Annotated in this window: 18 protein-coding genes; 10 read left to right on the forward strand and 8 right to left on the reverse strand. The window is 68.8% G+C overall.

The window, feature by feature from the left end; genetic code table 11:
• The 3 genes from H9658_RS16815 to H9658_RS16825 are packed head-to-tail and all read right to left on the reverse strand — an operon-like array spanning window position 1 to window position 4,750.
• Window positions 1-1,563 carry a monovalent cation/H+ antiporter subunit D gene (locus tag H9658_RS16815; RefSeq protein WP_191826232.1) on the reverse strand — a complete coding sequence of 521 codons (1,563 nt, stop codon included), beginning with the start codon at window positions 1,561-1,563 and terminating at the stop codon, window positions 1-3.
• Window positions 1,560-1,919 (reverse strand): Na+/H+ antiporter subunit C, encoded by a 360-nt coding sequence (locus H9658_RS16820; protein WP_191826233.1) that lies wholly within the window; start codon window positions 1,917-1,919, stop codon window positions 1,560-1,562. The genes H9658_RS16815 and H9658_RS16820 overlap by 4 nt, the downstream gene beginning before the upstream one ends.
• Entirely contained in the window at window positions 1,919-4,750 is a 2,832-nt protein-coding gene (locus H9658_RS16825; RefSeq protein WP_191826234.1) for a monovalent cation/H+ antiporter subunit A, read from the reverse strand. Before H9658_RS16825 ends, H9658_RS16820 begins: the two co-directional genes overlap by 1 nt.
• Window positions 4,751-4,935: 185 nt before the next feature.
• On the opposite strand from H9658_RS16825, the gene H9658_RS16830 reads away from it, so the two are divergent.
• Window positions 4,936-5,859 carry an SDR family oxidoreductase gene (locus tag H9658_RS16830; RefSeq protein ID WP_191826235.1) on the forward strand — a complete coding sequence of 308 codons (924 nt, stop codon included), beginning with the start codon at window positions 4,936-4,938 and terminating at the stop codon, window positions 5,857-5,859.
• A 28-nt stretch (window positions 5,860-5,887) separates the two neighbouring features.
• On the opposite strand, the gene H9658_RS16835 is transcribed toward H9658_RS16830, so the two are convergent.
• Window positions 5,888-6,370, reverse strand: coding sequence for an Mpo1 family 2-hydroxy fatty acid dioxygenase (locus H9658_RS16835; RefSeq protein ID WP_191826236.1), 483 nt, complete (start codon window positions 6,368-6,370; stop codon window positions 5,888-5,890).
• Between the two features lie 196 nt (window positions 6,371-6,566).
• Here H9658_RS16835 and H9658_RS16840 point away from each other — a divergent pair, with 196 nt between their 5' ends.
• From H9658_RS16840 to H9658_RS16855, 4 genes are read left to right on the forward strand one after another with little or no spacing between them, the layout of a single operon-like run.
• Window positions 6,567-7,145, forward strand: coding sequence for an RNA polymerase sigma factor (locus H9658_RS16840; RefSeq protein ID WP_191826237.1), 579 nt, complete (start codon window positions 6,567-6,569; stop codon window positions 7,143-7,145).
• Window positions 7,146-7,149: 4 nt separating this feature from the next.
• On the forward strand, window positions 7,150-7,467 hold the full coding sequence (locus tag H9658_RS16845) for a hypothetical protein (protein ID WP_225210056.1): 318 nt from the start codon (window positions 7,150-7,152) through the stop codon (window positions 7,465-7,467).
• Window positions 7,464-7,775, forward strand: a complete 312-nt coding sequence (locus H9658_RS16850; protein ID WP_191826238.1) for a 4Fe-4S dicluster domain-containing protein — start codon at window positions 7,464-7,466, stop codon at window positions 7,773-7,775. The genes H9658_RS16845 and H9658_RS16850 overlap by 4 nt, the downstream gene beginning before the upstream one ends.
• Complete coding sequence (locus H9658_RS16855; RefSeq protein WP_191826239.1) at window positions 7,772-9,028, forward strand: MFS transporter; 1,257 nt, start codon at window positions 7,772-7,774, stop codon at window positions 9,026-9,028. The genes H9658_RS16850 and H9658_RS16855 overlap by 4 nt, the downstream gene beginning before the upstream one ends.
• Before the next feature lie 104 nt (window positions 9,029-9,132).
• On the opposite strand, the gene H9658_RS16860 is transcribed toward H9658_RS16855, so the two are convergent.
• The 4 genes from H9658_RS16860 to H9658_RS16875 form a co-directional block, all read right to left on the reverse strand.
• A complete protein-coding gene (locus H9658_RS16860; protein WP_191826240.1) occupies window positions 9,133-10,908 on the reverse strand; it encodes a peptidoglycan-binding protein in 1,776 nt (591 codons plus the stop codon).
• Between the two features lie 52 nt (window positions 10,909-10,960).
• On the reverse strand, window positions 10,961-11,641 hold the full coding sequence (locus H9658_RS16865) for a hypothetical protein (protein ID WP_225210057.1): 681 nt from the start codon (window positions 11,639-11,641) through the stop codon (window positions 10,961-10,963).
• 144 nt (window positions 11,642-11,785) lie between these two features.
• Window positions 11,786-12,265, reverse strand: coding sequence for a hypothetical protein (locus tag H9658_RS16870; RefSeq protein WP_318241405.1), 480 nt, complete (start codon window positions 12,263-12,265; stop codon window positions 11,786-11,788).
• Window positions 12,266-12,761: 496 nt separating this feature from the next.
• On the reverse strand, window positions 12,762-13,688 hold the full coding sequence (locus H9658_RS16875; protein WP_191826241.1) for a phosphoribosylaminoimidazolesuccinocarboxamide synthase: 927 nt from the start codon (window positions 13,686-13,688) through the stop codon (window positions 12,762-12,764).
• Between the two features lie 143 nt (window positions 13,689-13,831).
• On the opposite strand from H9658_RS16875, the gene H9658_RS16880 reads away from it, so the two are divergent.
• The 5 genes from H9658_RS16880 to trpE all read left to right on the forward strand — a co-directional run bounded on the left by H9658_RS16880 (window position 13,832) and on the right by trpE (window position 18,511).
• Window positions 13,832-14,164, forward strand: a complete 333-nt coding sequence (locus tag H9658_RS16880) for a J domain-containing protein (RefSeq protein ID WP_145704749.1) — start codon at window positions 13,832-13,834, stop codon at window positions 14,162-14,164.
• A 10-nt stretch (window positions 14,165-14,174) separates the two neighbouring features.
• Window positions 14,175-14,843, forward strand: coding sequence for a ribulose-phosphate 3-epimerase (rpe, locus tag H9658_RS16885; protein WP_191826242.1), 669 nt, complete (start codon window positions 14,175-14,177; stop codon window positions 14,841-14,843).
• A gap of 1 nt (window position 14,844) precedes the next feature.
• Window positions 14,845-15,327: a GNAT family N-acetyltransferase gene (locus tag H9658_RS16890; protein WP_191826243.1), complete on the forward strand. Its 483-nt coding sequence runs from the start codon at window positions 14,845-14,847 to the stop codon at window positions 15,325-15,327.
• Window positions 15,328-15,652: 325 nt separating this feature from the next.
• Window positions 15,653-16,591 (forward strand): lipid kinase YegS, encoded by a 939-nt coding sequence (gene yegS / locus H9658_RS16895; protein ID WP_191826244.1) that lies wholly within the window; start codon window positions 15,653-15,655, stop codon window positions 16,589-16,591.
• Window positions 16,592-17,035: 444 nt separating this feature from the next.
• Window positions 17,036-18,511 (forward strand): anthranilate synthase component I, encoded by a 1,476-nt coding sequence (gene trpE / locus H9658_RS16900; protein WP_191826245.1) that lies wholly within the window; start codon window positions 17,036-17,038, stop codon window positions 18,509-18,511.
• Window position 18,512: the final 1 nt, after the last annotated feature.

The raw sequence follows: 18,512 nt of genomic DNA on the forward strand, positions 1-18,512 counted from the left end.
TCAGGGCTCCCGTAGCGCTGGCGCGGTCGCGCGCAGCTCGGTGGCGTAATCGGCCGGACGCAGCAACTGCGCGGCGGCGGCTTCGGTATAGCGCAGCATCGGCCCGGCGGCGACCGTCATCGCCACGCCGTAACCGAGCAGCAGCAGCGTCGCCGCGGTCTCCAGCGGCCGTGCGCGCGCCTTGCGCGGCTGCGGCGGTGGCGGTTGTTCGATGCCGTCGTCGTCGAGGTGCTGGTCGCCCGGCACGCGCCAGAACAGGCGCACGCCGGCACGGGTCAGGCCCATGATCACCATCAGGCTGCTGAGCAGCACCGCGGCCCATACCGGGCCGGCATTGCCCGCCGGCGTGGCGCTGAGGATCGCGACCTTGGCCAGGAATCCGGACAGCGGCGGCAGCCCCGCCACCGAGACCGCGGCGATCAGGAACAGCACGCCGGGCACGGTCTTGCCCGGCAGCGGCGCGATCACTTCCTTGCGGTCGCTGGCGTCGCCGCGGCGGCGGCGGATCAGGTCCGCGATCAGGAACAGCGCCGCGGCCACGAAGCTGCTGTGCGCCAGGTAGTACAGTCCTGCGCCGAGCGTGCCCGGCGCATCCAGCGCGAAGGCGATGAACAGCGTCGCCGCCGACACGATCACCAGGTAGCCGACCAGCACCCGCAGGCGCACCGCGGCCAGCACCCCGAGCGCGGCCAGCAGCAGCGTGCCGATACCCAGCCACAGCAGCCATGCGCGGCCGTAGCCGCCCAGTGCCTGCGCCTGGTTGCCCAGGATCAGCGTGCTGACCCGCAGCACCGCGTACAGCCCGACCTTGGTCATCACCACGAACAGCGCCGCCACCGGCGCCGGTGCGCGCGCATAGGTTTCCGGCAGCCACAGGTACAGCGGCAGCAGCGCGGCCTTGGCGCAGAACACCAGCAGCAGCAGGCCGAAGGTGGCCTTGATCAGGCGCAGGTTCTCCGGCGGCGCCTGCGCGATACGCTGCGACAGCTCGGCCATGTTCAACGAGCCGAGCAGCGCGTACAGCAGGCCCAGCGCGATCAGAAACAGGGTGGAGGAGGTGACGTTGAACACCACGTAGTGGAAGCCCACGCGCAGGCGCAGGCCGCGCCCGCCGCTGAGCAGCAGGCCGTAGGAGGCGATCAGCATCACCTCGAAGAACACGAACAGGTTGAACACGTCGCCGGTCAGGAACGCGCCGTTGAGGCCGACCAGCTGGAACTGGAACAGCGCGTGGAAGTGCGGCGCGCGCCGGTCCCAGCCGGCGCAGGCGTGCAGCAGGCAGGCCGCGGCAAGCAGGGTGGTGGTCAGCAGCATCCACGCCGACAGGCGGTCGGCCATCAGCGCGATGCCCAGCCGCGACGGCCAGTCGCCGAGCAGGTAGACCTGCACCTGGCCGTCGCCGGCGCGCACGAACAGCGCGATCACCGCCGCCGCCAGCGCCGCCATTGCGGTCCAGGCCACCGCGCGGCGCACGTGGCGCCCGTAGCGGCGGTGCTCGACGAACAGCGACAGGGCCGCGCCGAGCAGCGGGATCAGGATCGGCAGGATGAGCAGGTGGTTCATAGCGCGCTGTCGCCGTCGTGCTCGACGCGCGCATCGACGTGGTCGCTGCGGTTGTCGCCGCGGCTGCGCATCGCCAGCACGATGCTGACCGCGGTCATCGCGAAGGCGATCACGATCGCGGTCAGCACCAGCGCCTGCGGCAGCGGGTCGGTGTAGTCGGCCAGCGTGGGCGCAACGCCGTCGCGCAGCACCGGTGCCTTGCCCTGCACCAATCGCCCGCCGGCGAAGATCAGCAGGTTGGTGGCGTAGGACAGCACGGTCATGCCCAGGATCACGTCGAAGCTGCGCGCGCGCAGCAGCAGGTATACGCCGACCGCGGTCAGCACGCCGATCGCGCTCGCCAATGCCAGTTCCATCAGCGCATCTCCCCGGTGCGGGCCGAACGTTGTGCCGGATCGATCTCGCCGCGCTGCGACTCGCGCGTGCGCGAGGGTTTGATCGTGCCCATCATCGACAGGGTCAGCATGGTGCCGCCGAACACGACCAGGTACACGCCGGTATCGAAGCCCAGTGCGCTGGCCAGCGGGATGTCGCCGATCAGCGGCACGTAGAGGTCGTAGTGGCCGCTGGTCAGGAACGGCACCCCGAACAGCATCGAGGCCATGCCGCTGAGCGCGGCCAGCAACAGGCCCAGGCCGATGCAGCGGATGTAGTCGAAGCCGAAGCGCGATTCCACCGAGGCCGCGCCCTGGATCACGTACTGGATCAGCAGCGGCACCGCCAGCACCAGCCCGGCGATGAAGCCGCCGCCGGGCGCGTTGTGGCCGCGCAGGAACAGGAAGATCGACACGGTGAGGGTCAGCGGGAACATCAGCTGCGCCAGGTCGGCCGGCACCGGCAGCTTGATCGGTGGGCCCGGCATCACCTTCTCCGGCGCCATCCGCGCGCGCCGCAGCAGCGCGTGCACCACCAGCGCGGCGATGCCGAACACGGTGATCTCGCCGAAGGTGTCGAAGCCGCGGAAATCGACCAGGATCACGTTGACCACGTTGCGCCCGTAGGCTTCCGGCAGCGCGCGCTGCAACAGCTCGCCGGCCATCGTCGCCGCCGGCCGGGTCATCACCGAATACGCCAGCAGGGCCATGCCGGTGCCGGCGGCGATCGCCAGCGCCGCATCGCGCAGCTTGCGCCAGCGCTGCGGCTCCACCGGCGAGGCCTTGGGCAGGTAGTTCATCGCGAGCAGCATCAGCACCAGGGTGACCATCTCCACCAGCAGCTGGGTCAGCGCCAGGTCCGGCGCCGACAGGAACACGAACACCAGGCTCACGCCCAGGCCGCTGCCGCCGATCACCAGCACCGCCAGCAGCCGCTGCCGGTACAGGAACAGCGTGGCCAGCGCGCAGCTGACGATCAGCAGCCACAGCGCCCAGCCCAGCAGCGGCATCGGCTGCGGTGCCGGCCACTGGCTCCACAGCGGCGGCGCGGCGACGAACGGCGCCGCGGCGACCACCACCGCGCTCAGCAGCAGCCAGCGCAGACTGCGCTGCAGGCTGCCATTGGTCAGCACGCGGGTGAAGCGCGCGGCGATGCCGAACAGCGCATCCACCTGCCAGTGGAACACGCGCTTGCCCAGCGAGCGGCGCACTTCGGTGTACAGCACGGTCAGCCGGCGCAGGCCGAAGTACAGCGCCACGCCGCCGACCACGCCGGCGATGCTCATCGCCAGTGGCGCGTTCCAGCCGTGCCAGACCGCCAGGCTGTACGCGGGCAGCGCGTCGCCGAGGATCGCCACGGCCGCGGTGCGCAGTACCGGCGCCACGGTCAGCGCCGGGAAGATGCCGACCGCCACGCACAGCAGCACCAGGATCTCCACCGGGATCTTCATCCAGCGCGGCGGCTCGTGCGGCATGGCGTCCAGTTGCCGCGGACCGCTGCCGAAAAACGTCTCGTAGACGAAGCGCAGGCTGTAGGCGACGCCGAACACGCCGGCCAGCAGCGCCGCGGTGGCGGTGAACACGCGCATCGCCACCGGGCCGTCGGCGTCCAGCGCCTGCGCGAAGAACATCTCCTTCGACAGGAAGCCGTTGAGCAGCGGAATGCCGGCCATCGACAGCGAGGCGATGATCGCCAGCGCGCTGGTGAACGGCATCCAGCGGCGCAGGTTGCCGAGCCGGCGCATGTCGCGGGTGTGGGTCTCGTGGTCGATGATGCCGGCGGCCATGAACAGCGAGGCCTTGAACACCGCATGGTTGAGGATGTGGAACACGCCGGCCACCACCGCCATCGGCGTGGACAGCCCGAACAGCATGGTGATCAGGCCCAGGTGCGAGATCGTCGAATACGCCAGCAACCCCTTCAGGTCGTGCTGGAAGATCGCGTACCAGGCGCCGACCAGCAGCGTGACCGCGCCGACGCCGCTGACCGTGTAGAAGAACAGGTCGCTGCCGGCCAGCGCCGGATGCAGCCGCGCCAGCAGGAACACGCCGGCCTTGACCATCGTCGCCGAGTGCAGATACGCCGACACCGGCGTCGGCGCCGCCATCGCATGCGGCAGCCAGAAATGGAACGGGAACTGCGCGCTCTTGGTGAAGATGCCCAGCAGGATCAGCCCCAACGCCCACGGATACAGCGCGCTGGCGCGGATCGCGTCGCCGGCGGCGAGCACCACATCGAGCTGGTAGCTGCCGACGATACGCCCGATCAGCAGCACGCCGCCGAGCAGCGCCAGGCCGCCGCCGCCGGTGATCACCAGCGCCATGCGCGCGCCGTCGCGCGCATCCTTGCGATGCGACCAGAACCCGATCAGCAGGAACGAGCTGATGCTGGTCAGTTCCCAGAACACCATCAGCAACAGCAGATTGCCGGCGATCACCATGCCCAGCATCGCGCCCATGAACAGCAGCAGGTAGCCGTAGAAGCGCGCGGCGTTCTCGCGCGCGCTGAGGTAGTAATGCGCGTACATCACCACCAGCGCGCCGATCGCCAGCACCAGCCCGGCGAACATCCACGCCAGTCCGTCCAGGCGCAGCGAGAACTGCAGGCCGATCTGCGGCAGCCAGGCGTGGTCGGCGCGCACGATGCCGCCGCCGAGCACGGTCGGGGTCAGCGTGCCGAGCAGGATCAGCCCGGCCAACGGCGCCGCCGCGGCGACCCAGGCCAGCGTGGCGCGCGAACGGTGGCGCAGGGCGATGACGGCCGCCGCCATCAGGAACGGCAAGGCCAGCAGGATGTCCAGAACGGGGATCATGCAGGGAATACGAGATTCGCGAGCAGGAGCCCGAGTGTAACAGGCGCTGCGCGGCGCTGGCCTGCGATGGTGGTCGGCGCATGCAAGGTCATCGCGCCACGATAGCGCAGGCCAGGTGATGCGCTTGCGAGCGCGTGGCGGTCACGGGATTGGGCGCGACGGCGCGCGCTCGCTATGCTTGTGCGATGACCGATGCGCCCCCTGCGACCGCTGCCGCCTCCCCGACGCTTACGCCCACGGCCCAAGCGCGCGTGGCGCTGCTGTTCGGCGGCAGCGGCCAGATCGGCGAGCGCCTGTTGCACGGGTTGCTGGTGGCCGGCTGGCAGGTGCATGCGTTCTCGCGCGCGCCGCAAGCGCCGCGCGACGGCCTGCACTGGCATGCGGGCGAATTGAGCCAGCTGCAGGCGCCGCCGGTGCAGGCCGAGGCGATCTTCAGCTGCGGCCCGCTGGATGCGTTCGCCGACTGGTACCGGCGCACGCCGTTGCGGGCGACGCGCGTGGTCGCGTTCGGTTCCACCAGCCTGGAGGTCAAGCGCGATTCGCTGGACGCCGCCGAACGCGATGTCGCCCGGCGCCTGCGCGAGGCCGAGGCGGCCCTGTTCGCCGCCGCGGCCGAACGCGGTGCCGCGGTGACCGTGTTGCGTCCGACGCTCGTCTACGGCGCCGGCCGCGACCGCACGCTGAGCGCGATCGCGACGCTGGCGCGGCGCAGCGGCTGGTTCGTGCTGCCGCGCAGTGCGCGCGGCCTGCGCCAGCCGGTGCACGTGCAGGACCTGGCCGATGCGGCGCTGGCGGTGCTGGCGCATCCGGCCACGCATGGCCGCAGCTATGCGCTGGGCGGCGGCGAAGTGCTCAGCTACCGCGAGATGGTGCGGCGCGTGCTGGCCGCATTGCAGCCGCCGGCGCGGCTGCTGTCGCTGCCGCATGCGCTGTTCGCGTTGGCCCTGGGCATCGCCCATGCCGGCGGCCGCCTGCGCGGCATGAACCGCGCCGCGCTGCAGCGCATGGGCGAGGACCTAGTGTTCGATCTGGCGCCGGCGCAGCGCGATTTCGGCTACGCGCCGCGCGCCTTCGCGCCGGATGCGGCGATGCTGGGCGTGCCGCGCTGAGGCGCGGGCAGCAGGCCCGGCGCCAGGTTCAGTAGCGCCAGTCCATGCGCCGATAGAGCTTGGCCAGCACCCAGGCCGGCCCGATCAGCAGATACACCAGGTCGGTGAGGAAGCTGGGCTTGTGGCCTTCCAGCTTGTGCCCGACGAACTGCGCGATCCAGGCCACCACGAACACGCCGATGGCCAGCCACAGCAGGCCGTGCAGGCCCAGGCGCGCCTCCAGCAGCCGGCACAGGCAGCCGCAGAAGAAAAAGGTGGCCAGCATGCCGTAGCCCAGCGGCCGCGACAGCCGGTTGTAGAACATCCACGCCGCGAACATGCCCAGTGCCGCCCACAGCCCGCTCTGGAACCAGCTGCCGCCGACCGGGATGCACCACAGCAGCGCCACCACCGACCACAGGATCGCCGGCACCGCGACCACGTGGATGCGCTGGTTGGCGGCATTGCGGTGATCGTCGGAATAGCTGGCGAAATAGCGGTCGATCGGGCGCGCGTAGGCGGTGGTATCCATCGTCCCTCCCAGGAATCGGGCCAGCATAGCGCCATCCAGGCAGCGACGCGGAGACAGCGGGCCGCCACAAGCCGGCGCACCTCTCGCAGCGAGCGCCGGCGCCTGCGGCCGGGTCCGTTTTGCGACGGCTGGCGGCACGCGCGAAAAAAACCGGCCCCGGCCACAATATCGGCCGCGCTGTCACGTCTGCAACAGCATGAGCCCATCGAACCCAGCGCCCGAGACCGACCGCGCCATCGCCGCGACGGTCCTGCGCGAGCGCTCGCGGCTCGGCAACTTCATCCGCCGCCGCGTGCTCGACCGCGCCGAGGCCGAGGACATCCTGCAGGACGTGCTGTCCGAGTTCGTGCAGGCCTACCGGCTTCCCGCGCCGATCGAACAGGCCAGCGCCTGGCTGTTCCAGGTCGCGCGCAACCGCATCATCGACCGCTTCCGCAAACGCAATGCGCAGCCGCTGGACGCGTACCGCGACGACGCCGGCGAGGACGCCGACGACGACACGCTGCGCCTGGATCTGGCGCTGCCGGCGCCCGGCGGCGGACCGGACGCGGCGTATGCGCGCGCGCGCCTGCTGTTGGCCTTGCAGCAGGCGCTCGACGAGCTGCCGCAGAGCCAGAGCGAGGTGTTCGTGGCCCACGAATTCGAAGGCCGCAGTTTCAAGCAGATGGCCGCCGACAGCGGCATCGCGATCAACACCTTGCTGGCGCGCAAGCGCTACGCCGTGCTGTACCTGCGCGCGCGCCTGCAAACGGCTTACGACGAACTCGAATCCTGAAGGAGTGAACGAGATGGCATTCAAAGCGAGATATCTGGGCAAGGCGGTGTTCGTGCTGGCGGCGGTCGCCGTCCTAGGCGCGGTGGTCATGCAGTTGTGGAATGCGGTGCTGCCGGTGGCGTTGAGCGGTGCCCGCCCGATCGACTACCCGCATGCGGTGGAATTGCTGGTGCTCAGCCGCATCCTGTTCGGCGGATTCCGCGGCCACGGTGGCTGGCACAGGCACCGCCACTGGGAGAAATGGCAGGCGATGACGCCGGAAGAGCGCGAGCAGTTCAGGCACGCCATGCACCGTCGCCGGCACCGGGGCGAACGCCAATGACGCCTCTTGATAGTGCGCTGACCGTCTGCAGGCAGCCGCCCGGGACGGTGGCGCCGATCGTCGAACTGGCGCGCTGCGAGGGCAAGGGCGATTGCGTGGAGGTGTGCCCGGAGCAGGTATTCGAACTGCGGCGCATCGATGCGGCCGACTATGCGGAGCTTGGATGGCGGCACCGGTTCAAGCTGCGCGTGCATGGCATGCGCGTGGCGTATACGCCCAAGGCCGACGCCTGCCTCGGCTGCGGCCTGTGCGTCGCTGCGTGCCCGGAACATGCCATCAGCCTGCGCCGCCGGATGCCGCAGCCATGAGCGCCGACGCCGCCGTCGTCCCATCCGGCTTCACCGCCTACCAGAAAGTGGTGGCGTGCATGCTGGCGTTCCTGCAGTTCGCGGTCATCCTCGATTTCATGCTGATGTCGCCGCTGGGCGCCACCATCATGCCCGCGCTGCGCATCGGCCCGACCCAATTCGGCCTGGTCGTGTCCGCGTACGCGTTCAGCGCCGCGGCGTCGGGCTTGCTGACGGCAGGCTTTGCCGACAGGTTCGATCGCAAGAAGATCCTGCTGTTCTTCTACACCGGTTTCGTGGTCGGCACCGCGTGGTGCGGCTTGGCGCAGAGCTTCCACAGCCTGTTGCTGGCGCGCATCGTCACCGGGCTGTTCGGCGGCGTGATCGGCTCGGTGGTGCTGGCCATCGCCACCGACCTGTTCCCCGCGCAGCTGCGTGGCCGGGTGATGGGATTGATCCAGACCGCCTTCGCCGCCAGCCAGGTGCTGGGGATTCCGATCGGCCTGTACCTGTCCAACCGCTGGGACTGGCATGCGCCATTCCTGGCGATGGCCGCGCTCGGCCTGGCCGCCGGCCTGGTCGTGGCGTGGAAGCTGCAACCGGTCGCCGGACATCTGCAGGCGCCGCGCGAACACGGCGCATGGCGGCATCTGCTGCGCACCCTCGCCGTGCCGCGCTACCAATTGGCGTTCGCGACGACCGCGCTGCTGAGCACCGGCGGCTTCATGCTGATGCCGTTCGGCAGTGCGTACCTCGTCGGCAATCTCGGCATCGACCTGCACAGCCTGCCCACCATCTATCTGATCACCGGGGTCTGCGCCATCGTGTTCGGCCCGTTGATCGGCAGGGCGACCGACAGCTTCGGCACCTTGCGTGTGTTCACCTTCGGCGCCGCGCTCAGCATCCTCATGGTGCTGATCTACACCCATCTTGGCCGGGTCTCGCTGCCGGTGCTGATCGTGGTCAATGTGCTGCTGTTCGCCGCGATCTTCTCGCGCATGATTCCGTACCAGGCACTGGCCGCCTCGGTACCGGCGCTGCAGCAGCGCGGGGCGTTCAACGCGATCGGTGCCTCCGTGCAGCAGCTGTCCGGCGGCCTGGCATCGCTGATCGCCGGGCACATCGTCACCATGGGGGCCGACGGCAAGCTGCAGCACTTCCCGGTGGTGGGCTACGTGGTCGTCGCCGTGTCCCTGGTGGCCTGGGTCCTGCTACGCGGCCTGCAACGGAGCATGCCGCGCGAGCCGGCCCTGCAAGGCACTGCGGCAGGTTGAAGCGCGCGGCGCGGCGGACGCGCCGCCCGTCACGCCGAGTACCTGCACGCTGCCGGCGTGCGTGCCGTCGCACGCGAGCGCCGGCAGCGCGGAAGCGACAGGTGTCAGCGCCCGCCCTGCACGATCCGTTGCTGCTCTTCCTGCACGTTCTGCTGTTGCGCCGCATGGCTGGCCAGCAACCGCGCATTGGTCTGCTCCAGCGGCGGCGCAGGCTGTTGCAGGTCCACCACCGCGCGGAAACCGGGCGTGGTGCCGAGCACGTAGGCCTTGTCGTCCTGTACGGTGATGCTGCGCAGTTTGTCGGCGCTGTCGATGCCGCTCTGCTTGGCCTGCAGCGCCACATTGGCGGCGACCTCGGGCGTGGTGCCTTCCGGCATGCGCTCGCGCACCGCCTTGACCAGTGGATCGGCCTCGGCAGGCGTCTGGCGCTGTGGCGCCTGTGCCTGCTCCTGCGGAGCACGCAGTTGTTCGCGCAGGCTGCCCAGCGTCTGCGTCCCGGCCTTGCCGTCGACCAGCAACCCATGCGTCTGCTGGTAGGTGCGTACCGCATCGCGCGTGTTGTCGCCGAAGCGACCGTCTTCGGTCAGCGGCTTCCCGTGCGCATCGCGCACGCCAAGCTGGTTGAGTTGCTGTTGCAGCGTGCGGACGCCTTCGCCGCGGTCGCCGTGGAGCAGGAGGTTGGTGTGCTGTGCGGTGGACTCTGTGCGGGTTGGTAGAGCATCTCCACCATGCTGTGGCGCACGCACCTGGAATTCCGGTTTCGCACGTAGCGACCCGACAATATTCATTGTGCCCCCGTCCCAATAGCCGCCCGGTTTGATCGTCACTTCGTCCGGGCCGCTCGAGCTTTGCGAACCGATGAACTGGATTCGCCCCTGGGCGTCGTACCCCTTGAAGATTCCGACATGCTGTCCTCCGGCTCCGGAGAACATGAGGATGTCGCCTTGCTGCAGGTTTCCTCCGGGACGGCGAGCATCGGACGCGGACGTCACGTCGAAATGTTCGCGGGCGTAAGCGGTGGCGCGAGAGCCGTTGAAGAGAGTCGATGTGGTGAACCCGTCCGCGGTATTGCCAGGTACGTCGTAGCCGGCATTCTTCAGGCCACGCCAGACGAAGGCCGAGCAGTCCACGCCGAGGCGACCGTCACCGTCGAGGTCGCGCTCCAGTCGACTGGCGTCGCGTCCGGGGCGCGGCGCATCCGGACGCCCATATTCGTAGTGGCGGCCCTCGTCGAAGAAGTGCCGGCGCGCCTCGCTATAGATTGCAGCGCTGCCAGGATGGTCGAGTGACGCGGCTTGCTGTCCGGCCGCCGGCGTTGCCTGTGCCGATGTGGGAGCCCTTATCGTCTGGGTGTCGCCTGCTTGCCAGCCCTCGAAACGTCGAATCCCGTCTGCCAGCGCGGCGCGCTCGGCTTGGGTCATCTGACCTACGGTCTTGCTGCGCAGATCCACTCCTTGCCGATCCCCCTCGGCGAAGATGGCGGCCGCCTGCGCCGAGTGATTGGTCTGCCCGCTGTAGTCGGCACGCGAATAGCTGGGAAGCAACTGTTCGACCGTATGGTTGGCATGTCTGTTTTCGAGGAGCTGGATCTTGGCGGCACGGCCCGCTTCGTAGCTCTCGAAGACTGCGTTACCCCATTGATCCAGATCGACGACGCCCTGGAAGCGGTGCTGGGCTGCCGCCAGTGCATCTTCACGGGTTCTGGTGTTGGTAACGGTCTTGTCGGCACTGCCGGCGAATTCGAATTTCAAATTGCCTGGGTTGTTGTTGCGCCACGAAACCGATCCTTCGGAACGCACCACGACGCTTCCGTCTTCCAGCTCAAGGGTGCGGTTCTTTCCCTCAGTACTGACTAGTCGAACAATTCTTTGGTCGGGCATGGTGGAAGTCCTTATCTATCTCTAGTGGCTGTGAATTTCAGGGGCGCTGCAGTCAGATTCCGTTCGAGAACACGTCCAGTTTCTTAGGTTCCACCCAGCCACGGGCACAATCGCCTTGAGGGCGGGCATCGCTCGTTAGCGCACATGCCTTGCCGGTATTTTGTTGCGCAACAAAGGTGATCGGGCGATCGCCATATTGGCTGCAGATGGGCTTGCCTCGGCACGCGGCGACGCTGCCGGTGGGGATGGAAACTACGTAGTAGTAATTCGCCTGCTGACCCACGCGCGCCGTTGCCTGTACGCAAACGAATTGCCCATCGGAGAGTCGCGCATTGATCTTGGCCTTGCTGCCGGTCACGGGCAGCGTGTCCAGCAGCGGCGCATCGCGTTCGGAAACGCCTGCGAAGAAGCCCTCCGGGCCACAGTCCGGGGACAACTCGATGTCGTAGAAGTCGCCAGCGTCCATATTGCCAAGGACGCAGCCAAGCCCTTTGGCGGCGTCATCGCAATGGGCGCCCAAGCCTTTCGCGAAATCGGCGAGGTCATCGCTCTGCGGCGTGTCGGTGGGCGATGCAGCTGGTGGCGCCTGCGGCGCTTTCTTCACATCCGGCTGCGCGGTGTTGGTGGCGTTGGTGGTTGCAGGTTGGCTGCATCCGGCCAGTCCAATGGCCAGCAGGCACAGGGCCGGAAGGAGAGTGCCGCGAAAAGAGTTGGAGTTGGATAAGTCGCTCATAGGAAGCAGGCAATTCGAGATGAAGGGAGAAATCCGCGGCAAGCTGCGGGGCAGTTCAGGAGCTTTCCTGTCGCATCGAGCGTTTGGCGAATGTGCCGTACTGGGGATTGCGGCACCAAAGGAGCTTGCATGGTCTGCGCTGGCTCATAGCGATTGATCGTCCACCTTCACCAAGGTCCAGCACGGACGCTGGACGAAGTGGTAAATCCGCTGGTCGCCGGTGTCCGCTGTGCGGACCAAGACCTGACGACCAGCGGCATTTTTCGAGACGACGACCTCGAGCCCCCCGTCGCGGGCTGCGTCCAGATGCGGGATCACCGGCCACTCGACTCCAGACAGCGGGACCTCGCGGTTCACCTGCTTCGGTTCGGGTTGGGCGTCAGGATCGAGCCGGATCATCGTCAGCGGGTTAGCTGTGGCCTTTTCCTGCACCGTGATGTCGGCGCTGAAATGCTTGAGGAAGCTGTCGAAATCGGCATCCGGGCAACGCGGCGCTGCTGCAACCGGGGCGGCAGCCGAGGTGGACGGCCGCGATGCGACGGCGCTGGTTCCGCCCGGTGGCTTGTATGCCGCAAGCGTCAGACCAAGCACGAGAGTGGTCGAAAGCGCGCGTGCGATGACCAACGGATCCTCCTGATCTGGTTGGATGGCATAACCCCGTTCGGGGTTTCAGTTTAGGACGGTGGGGTAAACGACCGGTGAAAATCCGGCTGATGGCGGTGTGGCCAAACCGTCGACGCTTCCCCTCTGGCGCAGGAGAAGGGCGCTGCCGTGCCAGGCGAGCGCCAGCGTGTGGACTTCACCATCGTCCGCTGCACAAGCCAGTGTTCGTCGGGTATTGAGTAGACGGGGGGCTGTCCTACACGGCAGTGCCTTATAGGCAGACGAACTGCGCTTGCGCAGATCTGGTGCGCTGTCACGGGCTGCGGACAAAGAAAAACGAACCGAGCGGACTGCGTCATTGCGGCCGCTGCGTCGATGGAGCAACGGCCTTGCGCAGGCGCGGTTGCGACTAAGCTGGCGCCCCGCACGCGTGGCTCCAAGTCTGCGGGCGCGGTGCAGTGAGGGCTTGTCCAGCATGGCCAAGCCCGTCGCAGCGCCCGCCACGCGGGAGCTGCGCTCAGTCGATCGAAATCCCCGCCAGCCGCTGCAGCGCCTCGGCGTACTTGGCGCGGGTACGGTCGATCACGTCCTGCGGCAGGCTGGGGCCGGGCGCGGTCTTGCCCCAGTCCAGCGTCTCCAGGTAATCGCGCACGAACTGCTTGTCGTAGCTCGGCGGGCTGGTGCCCACTTGATACTCGTCGGCCGGCCAGTAGCGCGAGGAATCCGGGGTCAGCATCTCGTCCATGATGTACAGGCGGCCGTCGGCGTCGGTGCCGAACTCGAACTTGGTGTCGGCCAGCAGGATGCCGCGCTCGGCGGCGAAGTCGGCGGCGAAGCGGTAGATGCGCAGGGTGGCGTCGCGCACGCGCTCGGCCAGCTCGGCGCCGACGGTCTTGACCATCGCGTCGAAGTCGATGTTCTCGTCGTGGTCGCCGACCGCGGCCTTGGTCGAGGGGGTGAAGATCGGTTCGGCCAGCTTCTCGGCCTGGCGCAGGCCGTCGGGCAGCTCGATGCCGCTGACCTTGCCGGTGCGCTGGTAGTCCTTCCAGCCGCTGCCGATCAGGTAGCCGCGGGCGATCGCTTCCACCGGCACCGGCTTGAGTTTCTTGGTCACCACCGCGCGCCGGGCGTACAGCGCCGCGTCCACGCCGGCGGGCAGCACCGCGGCCACGTCGATGCCGGTCAGGTGGTTGGGCATCAGGTGCTCGGTCTTCTTGAACCAGAAGTTGGAGACCTGGCACAGCATCTCGCCCTTGCCGGGAATCGGGTCGGGCAGCACCACGTCGAACGCGGACAGACGGTCGGTGGCGACCATCAGCAGGTAGTCCCCGGGCGGGGCGTCGGCAGGCAGGCGGTCGCGGGGGATATCGAATACGTCGCGGACCTTGCCCCGGTGACGCAACGGCAGGCCGGGCAGATCGGATTGCAACAGCGTGGTGGACACAGGCACTCCTACGGACTTCGCAATGGCGGCTGTCCCGGGACCCGGCGGGCCCGCGGCTCGACAGCGGGCCGCGTAGTGTACGGCCGGAAAGCCCCGCTGTGCCGTAAAATGCGAGGCCTTGTCCGCCGAGCCCGCCCTCGCCCATGCACTGGTACGGAAAACTGCTCGGCGCCATCGCCGGGGCGCTGCTGTTCCGGCCCAATCCGGTGTTCGGCGCGGTGCTCGGGCTGCTGGTCGGGCACGCCTTCGATGCTGACTGGTTCAAGCTCGGCCAGCGCGACGACCCCTACCGCGAGCTGGGCGTGCGCCGCGACGCCACCGACGCCGAGATCGAACTGGCCTATCGCCGGCTGATCTCCCAGTACCACCCCGACAAGGTCGCCGGCGCCAGCCCGGAGCTGCGGGCGCGGGCCGAGAAGAAGGCCAGCCAGCTCAACACCGCCTACGACCGTATCCGCACCCTGCGCAAGCGCTGAGACCTTCGCCATGTCCGACTGCATCATCTCCCCGTCCATCCTGTCCGCCGATTTCGCCCGCCTCGGCGAGGAAGTGGACAACGTCCTCAAGGCCGGCGCCGACTGGATCCATTTCGACGTGATGGACAACCATTACGTGCCCAACCTGACCATCGGCCCGATGGTGTGCCAGGCGCTGCGCAAGCACGGCGTCACCGCGCCGATCGACGTGCACCTGATGGTCGAGCCGGTGGACCGGCTGATCCCGGACTTCGCCGAGGCCGGCGCCAGCCTCATCAGCTTCCACCCCGAGGCCAGCCGCCACGTGCACCGCAGCATCCAGCTGATCAAGTCGCACGGCTGCAAGGCCGGGCTGGTGCTCAATCCGGCCACGCCGGTGGACATCCTCGACTGGGTGCTCGACGACCTGGATCTGGTGCTGGTGATGTCGGTCAACCCGGGCTTCGGCGGCCAGGCCTTCATCCCGTCGGCGCTGGACAAGCTGCGCGCGATCCGCGCCCGGATCGACGCCAGCGGCAAGCCGATCCGGCTGGAGATCGACGGCGGGGTCAAGCCCGACAACATCGCCGCGATCGCCGCCGCCGGCGCCGACACCTTCGTCGCCGGCTCGGCCATCTTCAACGCGCCCGACTATGCCGCGGTGATCGCGCAGATGCGCGCAGCGGTGGCGGCGCGCTGAGATGGCCGTGCTGCACATCCGCCCGGCCACCGCCGACGATGCCGCGCTGATCCTGCGCCTGATCCGCGACCTGGCCCGCTACGAGCGCGCCGAGGACGCGGTGCAGACCGACGAGGCCGGCCTGCGCGCCAGCCTGTTCGGCCCCGGCGCCACCGCGCACGCGCTGATCTGCGAGGCCGACGCGCAGCCGATCGGCTACGCGGTGTACTTCTACAACTACTCGACCTGGCTCGGCCGCAACGGCCTGTACCTGGAAGATCTGTACGTGGCCCCGGAACACCGCGGCAGCGGCGCCGGCAAGGCCTTGCTGCGGCACCTGGCCCGGCAGGCGCTGGCCGAGGGCTGCGGCCGTTTCGAATGGTCGGTGCTCGACTGGAACCAGCCGGCGATCGAGTTCTACCAGGCCGCCGGCGCGCAGGCACAGGACGAATGGACCGTGTACCGCCTGCAGGGCGAGGCGCTGGCCAGGTTCGCGGCCGGCTGAGCGGCGGCGCAAAAGAAAGAACCGCACTGTCGCCAGTGCGGCCCCTGGGAGAAATCGGAGGCTGATCCTGCCTCCATCCGTCGTCCTTGCTATGGCCTTCCATGTTCCGGGTGATCGGTGACGCAGGTATGACAGCGCGGCCGACATCGCGCCGCGTGCCGGACGCTAGGCCAGCGACCGCTCGCGGCTGGCCGGCCAGGGCCGATGTCTCACCGTGGCGCGCTCCGGGCACGGCGGGCATCGCCCGTGCGCCGGCACGCCGTGCATTCACGATGTCCGCATCCGCCGCCGGCTAGGCTGCAGGCCTGATCTCGGGAAGGTCCGCATGGCAGCACCGCACTGGCGTCTGATCCTCAACGGCAAGTCGGCGGGCGACGAGCCGCTGCGCGAGGCCGTGTCCGCGCTGCGCGAGCGCGGCATCCAGTTGCAGGTGCGGGTGACCTGGGAGGAGGGCGACGCCGAGCGCTACGTGGCCGAGGCCGTGGCCGACGGCGCCGACTGCATCGTCGCCGCCGGCGGCGACGGCACCTTGAGCGAGGTGGCCAGCGCCCTCGCGCACCATGACGCCGCGGCTGCGGCGCTGCCGGCGCTGGGCCTGGTGCCGTTGGGCACGGCCAACGATTTCGCCACCGCCGCCGGCATTCCCGACACCCCGCTGGCGGCGCTGGAACTGGTCGCGCAGGCGCCGGCGGTGGCCATCGACCTGCTGCGCATCGAGGCCGAGCACGGGCCGCACTGGTGCGCCAATGTCGCCAGCGGCGGCTTCGGCACCCAGGTCACGGTGGAAACCGACGAGGGCCTGAAGAAAATGCTCGGCGGCCTGGCCTACCTGATCACCGGGATGGGCAAGCTGGGCCAGATCGATCCGATCCAGGCGCGGTTCGAGGGGCCGGATTTCGCCTGGGAAGGCGAATTCATCGCGCTCGGCCTGGGCAACGGACGCCAGGCCGGCGGCGGCCAGGCGCTGTGCCCGGACGCATTGCTCGACGACGGCCTGCTCGACCTGACCATCGTCCCGGAGATGAGCGGCGAAGTCGCCGCGACCCTGGGCACGCTGGTGACCTCCGGCAAGCAGGCCGCGCTGGAGCGGGTCGCGGTGCGCGCGCAACTGCCGTGGGTGCGCATCGACGCGGCCATGCCGCTGACCTTGAACCTGGACGGCGAACCGGAGACCTCGCGGCACTTCCGCATCGATTGCGTCGTCGGCCGCCTGCGCATGCACCTGCCGGCCGATTCGGCGTTGCTGCGCGGCCGGGCGGGGTAGCGGTCGCGCCGGTCGCTGGCCTGGACGGGGTGCCGCGTCGCGACTGAAGTCGCTCCTACAAGGACTCGCGACCGGCGGTCTGGTGCGCTGTGGGAGGGACTTCGGTCCCGACTGCATCCAGCCCAGGCAGTGCTTTCGCTTTCCAGGCTGCAGTCGCTCCCGCAATGGGACTTGCGGCGCGGCGGCCGGGTGCACTGTGGGAGGGACTTCAGTCCCGACTGCATCCAGCCTAAGCAGTGCTTTCGCTTCCAGGCTGCAACAGCCCATCCACCGCAGCGCCGATGGTCCCTTCTGCAACCGTTGCCAGTCGCCGCAGTTGCGGTAAAGTAGCCGCCGTGTCCAGCCTGACGACCCAGCGTTCCTTCACTTCCGCTCGCCGTGCGTGGCGATGGTGGCCTGTAGCCGTCGTCCGCCCCGCCACCGAGTCCCGGAAGGAAAGTCGTCTTGATCACCCGCGAGCTGTTCCAGCGCTACGCCGCTGAAGGCCACACCCGCATCCCCGTCGTCCGCGAAGTGCTGTCCGACCTGGACACGCCGCTGTCGGTCTATCTCAAGCTCGCCGACGCCCCGCATACCTATCTGTTCGAATCGGTCGAAGGCGGCGAACGCTTCGCCCGCTATTCGATCATCGGCCTGCCGGTACGGCGCGTGTACACCTTCAGCGGGCATACGCTGGAAGTGCGCGATCACGGCGAGCTGATCGAGCGCCGCGAGGTCGCCGATCCGTTCGCCGAGGTCGAAGCGCTGCGCTCGGCGCATTCGGTGCCCAAGCTCGACGGCGTGCCCGGCTTCACCGGCGGCCTGGTCGGCTGGTTCGGCTTCGAGTGCATCGGCTACATCGAGCCGCGCCTGGCCAGCGGCGACAAGCGCAACGAGCTCGACACGCCCGACATCCTGCTGATGCTGTCCGAAGAGGTCGCGGTCTTCGACAACCTCAAGGGCCGCCTGTACCTGATCGTGCACGCCGATCCGCGCGACGCCGATGCCTGGGACCAGGCGCAGGCGCGGCTGGACGCGCTGACCGCCACGCTGCGCCAGCCCGGCGCCGGCTACCCGGTGCCGCTGGCGCGCGACGTGCTCGACGAAAGCGACTTCGTCTCCGGTTTCACCCGCGAAGGCTTCATCGCCGCGGTGGAGAAGTCCAAGGAATACATCCGCGCCGGCGACATCTTCCAGGTGGTGCTGAGCCAGCGCCTGAGCGTGCCGTTCAGCGCGCGCCCGGTGGACGTGTACCGCGCGCTGCGCGCGCTGAATCCGTCGCCGTACATGTATTTCCTCGACGTCGGCGACACTCAGGTGGTCGGCTCCTCGCCGGAGATCCTGGTGCGGCTGGAAGCCGGCCAGGTCACCGTGCGCCCGATCGCCGGCACCCGCCCGCGCGGCAAGACCGTGGAAGAGGACCTGGCGCTGGAAGCGGAGCTGCTGGCCGATCCGAAGGAACGCGCCGAGCACCTGATGCTCATCGATCTGGGCCGCAACGATGCCGGCCGGGTGTCGCAGGCCGGCACCGTCGCGGTCGGCGAACGCTTCGTGATCGAGCGCTACAGCCACGTCATGCACATCGTCAGCGAAGTCACCGGCACGCTGCTGCCCGGGCTCAGCTACGCCGACGTGCTGCGTGCCACGTTCCCCGCCGGTACCGTCAGCGGCGCGCCGAAGATCCGCGCGCTGGAAGTGATCCGGGAACTGGAGCCGATCAAGCGCAACGTCTATGCCGGCAGCATCGGCTATCTCGGCTGGCACGGCGATGCCGATACCGCGATCGCGATCCGCACCGCGGTGATCAAGCACGGCCGCCTGCACGTGCAGGCCGGCGCCGGCATCGTCTACGACTCCGATCCGCAGAAGGAATGGGACGAGACCATGAACAAGGGCCGCGCGCTGTTCCGCGCGGTGGCCGAGGCGGCGAAGGGGCTGTGAG

Origin of the sequence: Xanthomonas bonasiae, from assembly GCF_014836395.1 — a bacterium.
GTDB lineage: Bacteria > Pseudomonadota > Gammaproteobacteria > Xanthomonadales > Xanthomonadaceae > Xanthomonas_A > Xanthomonas_A bonasiae.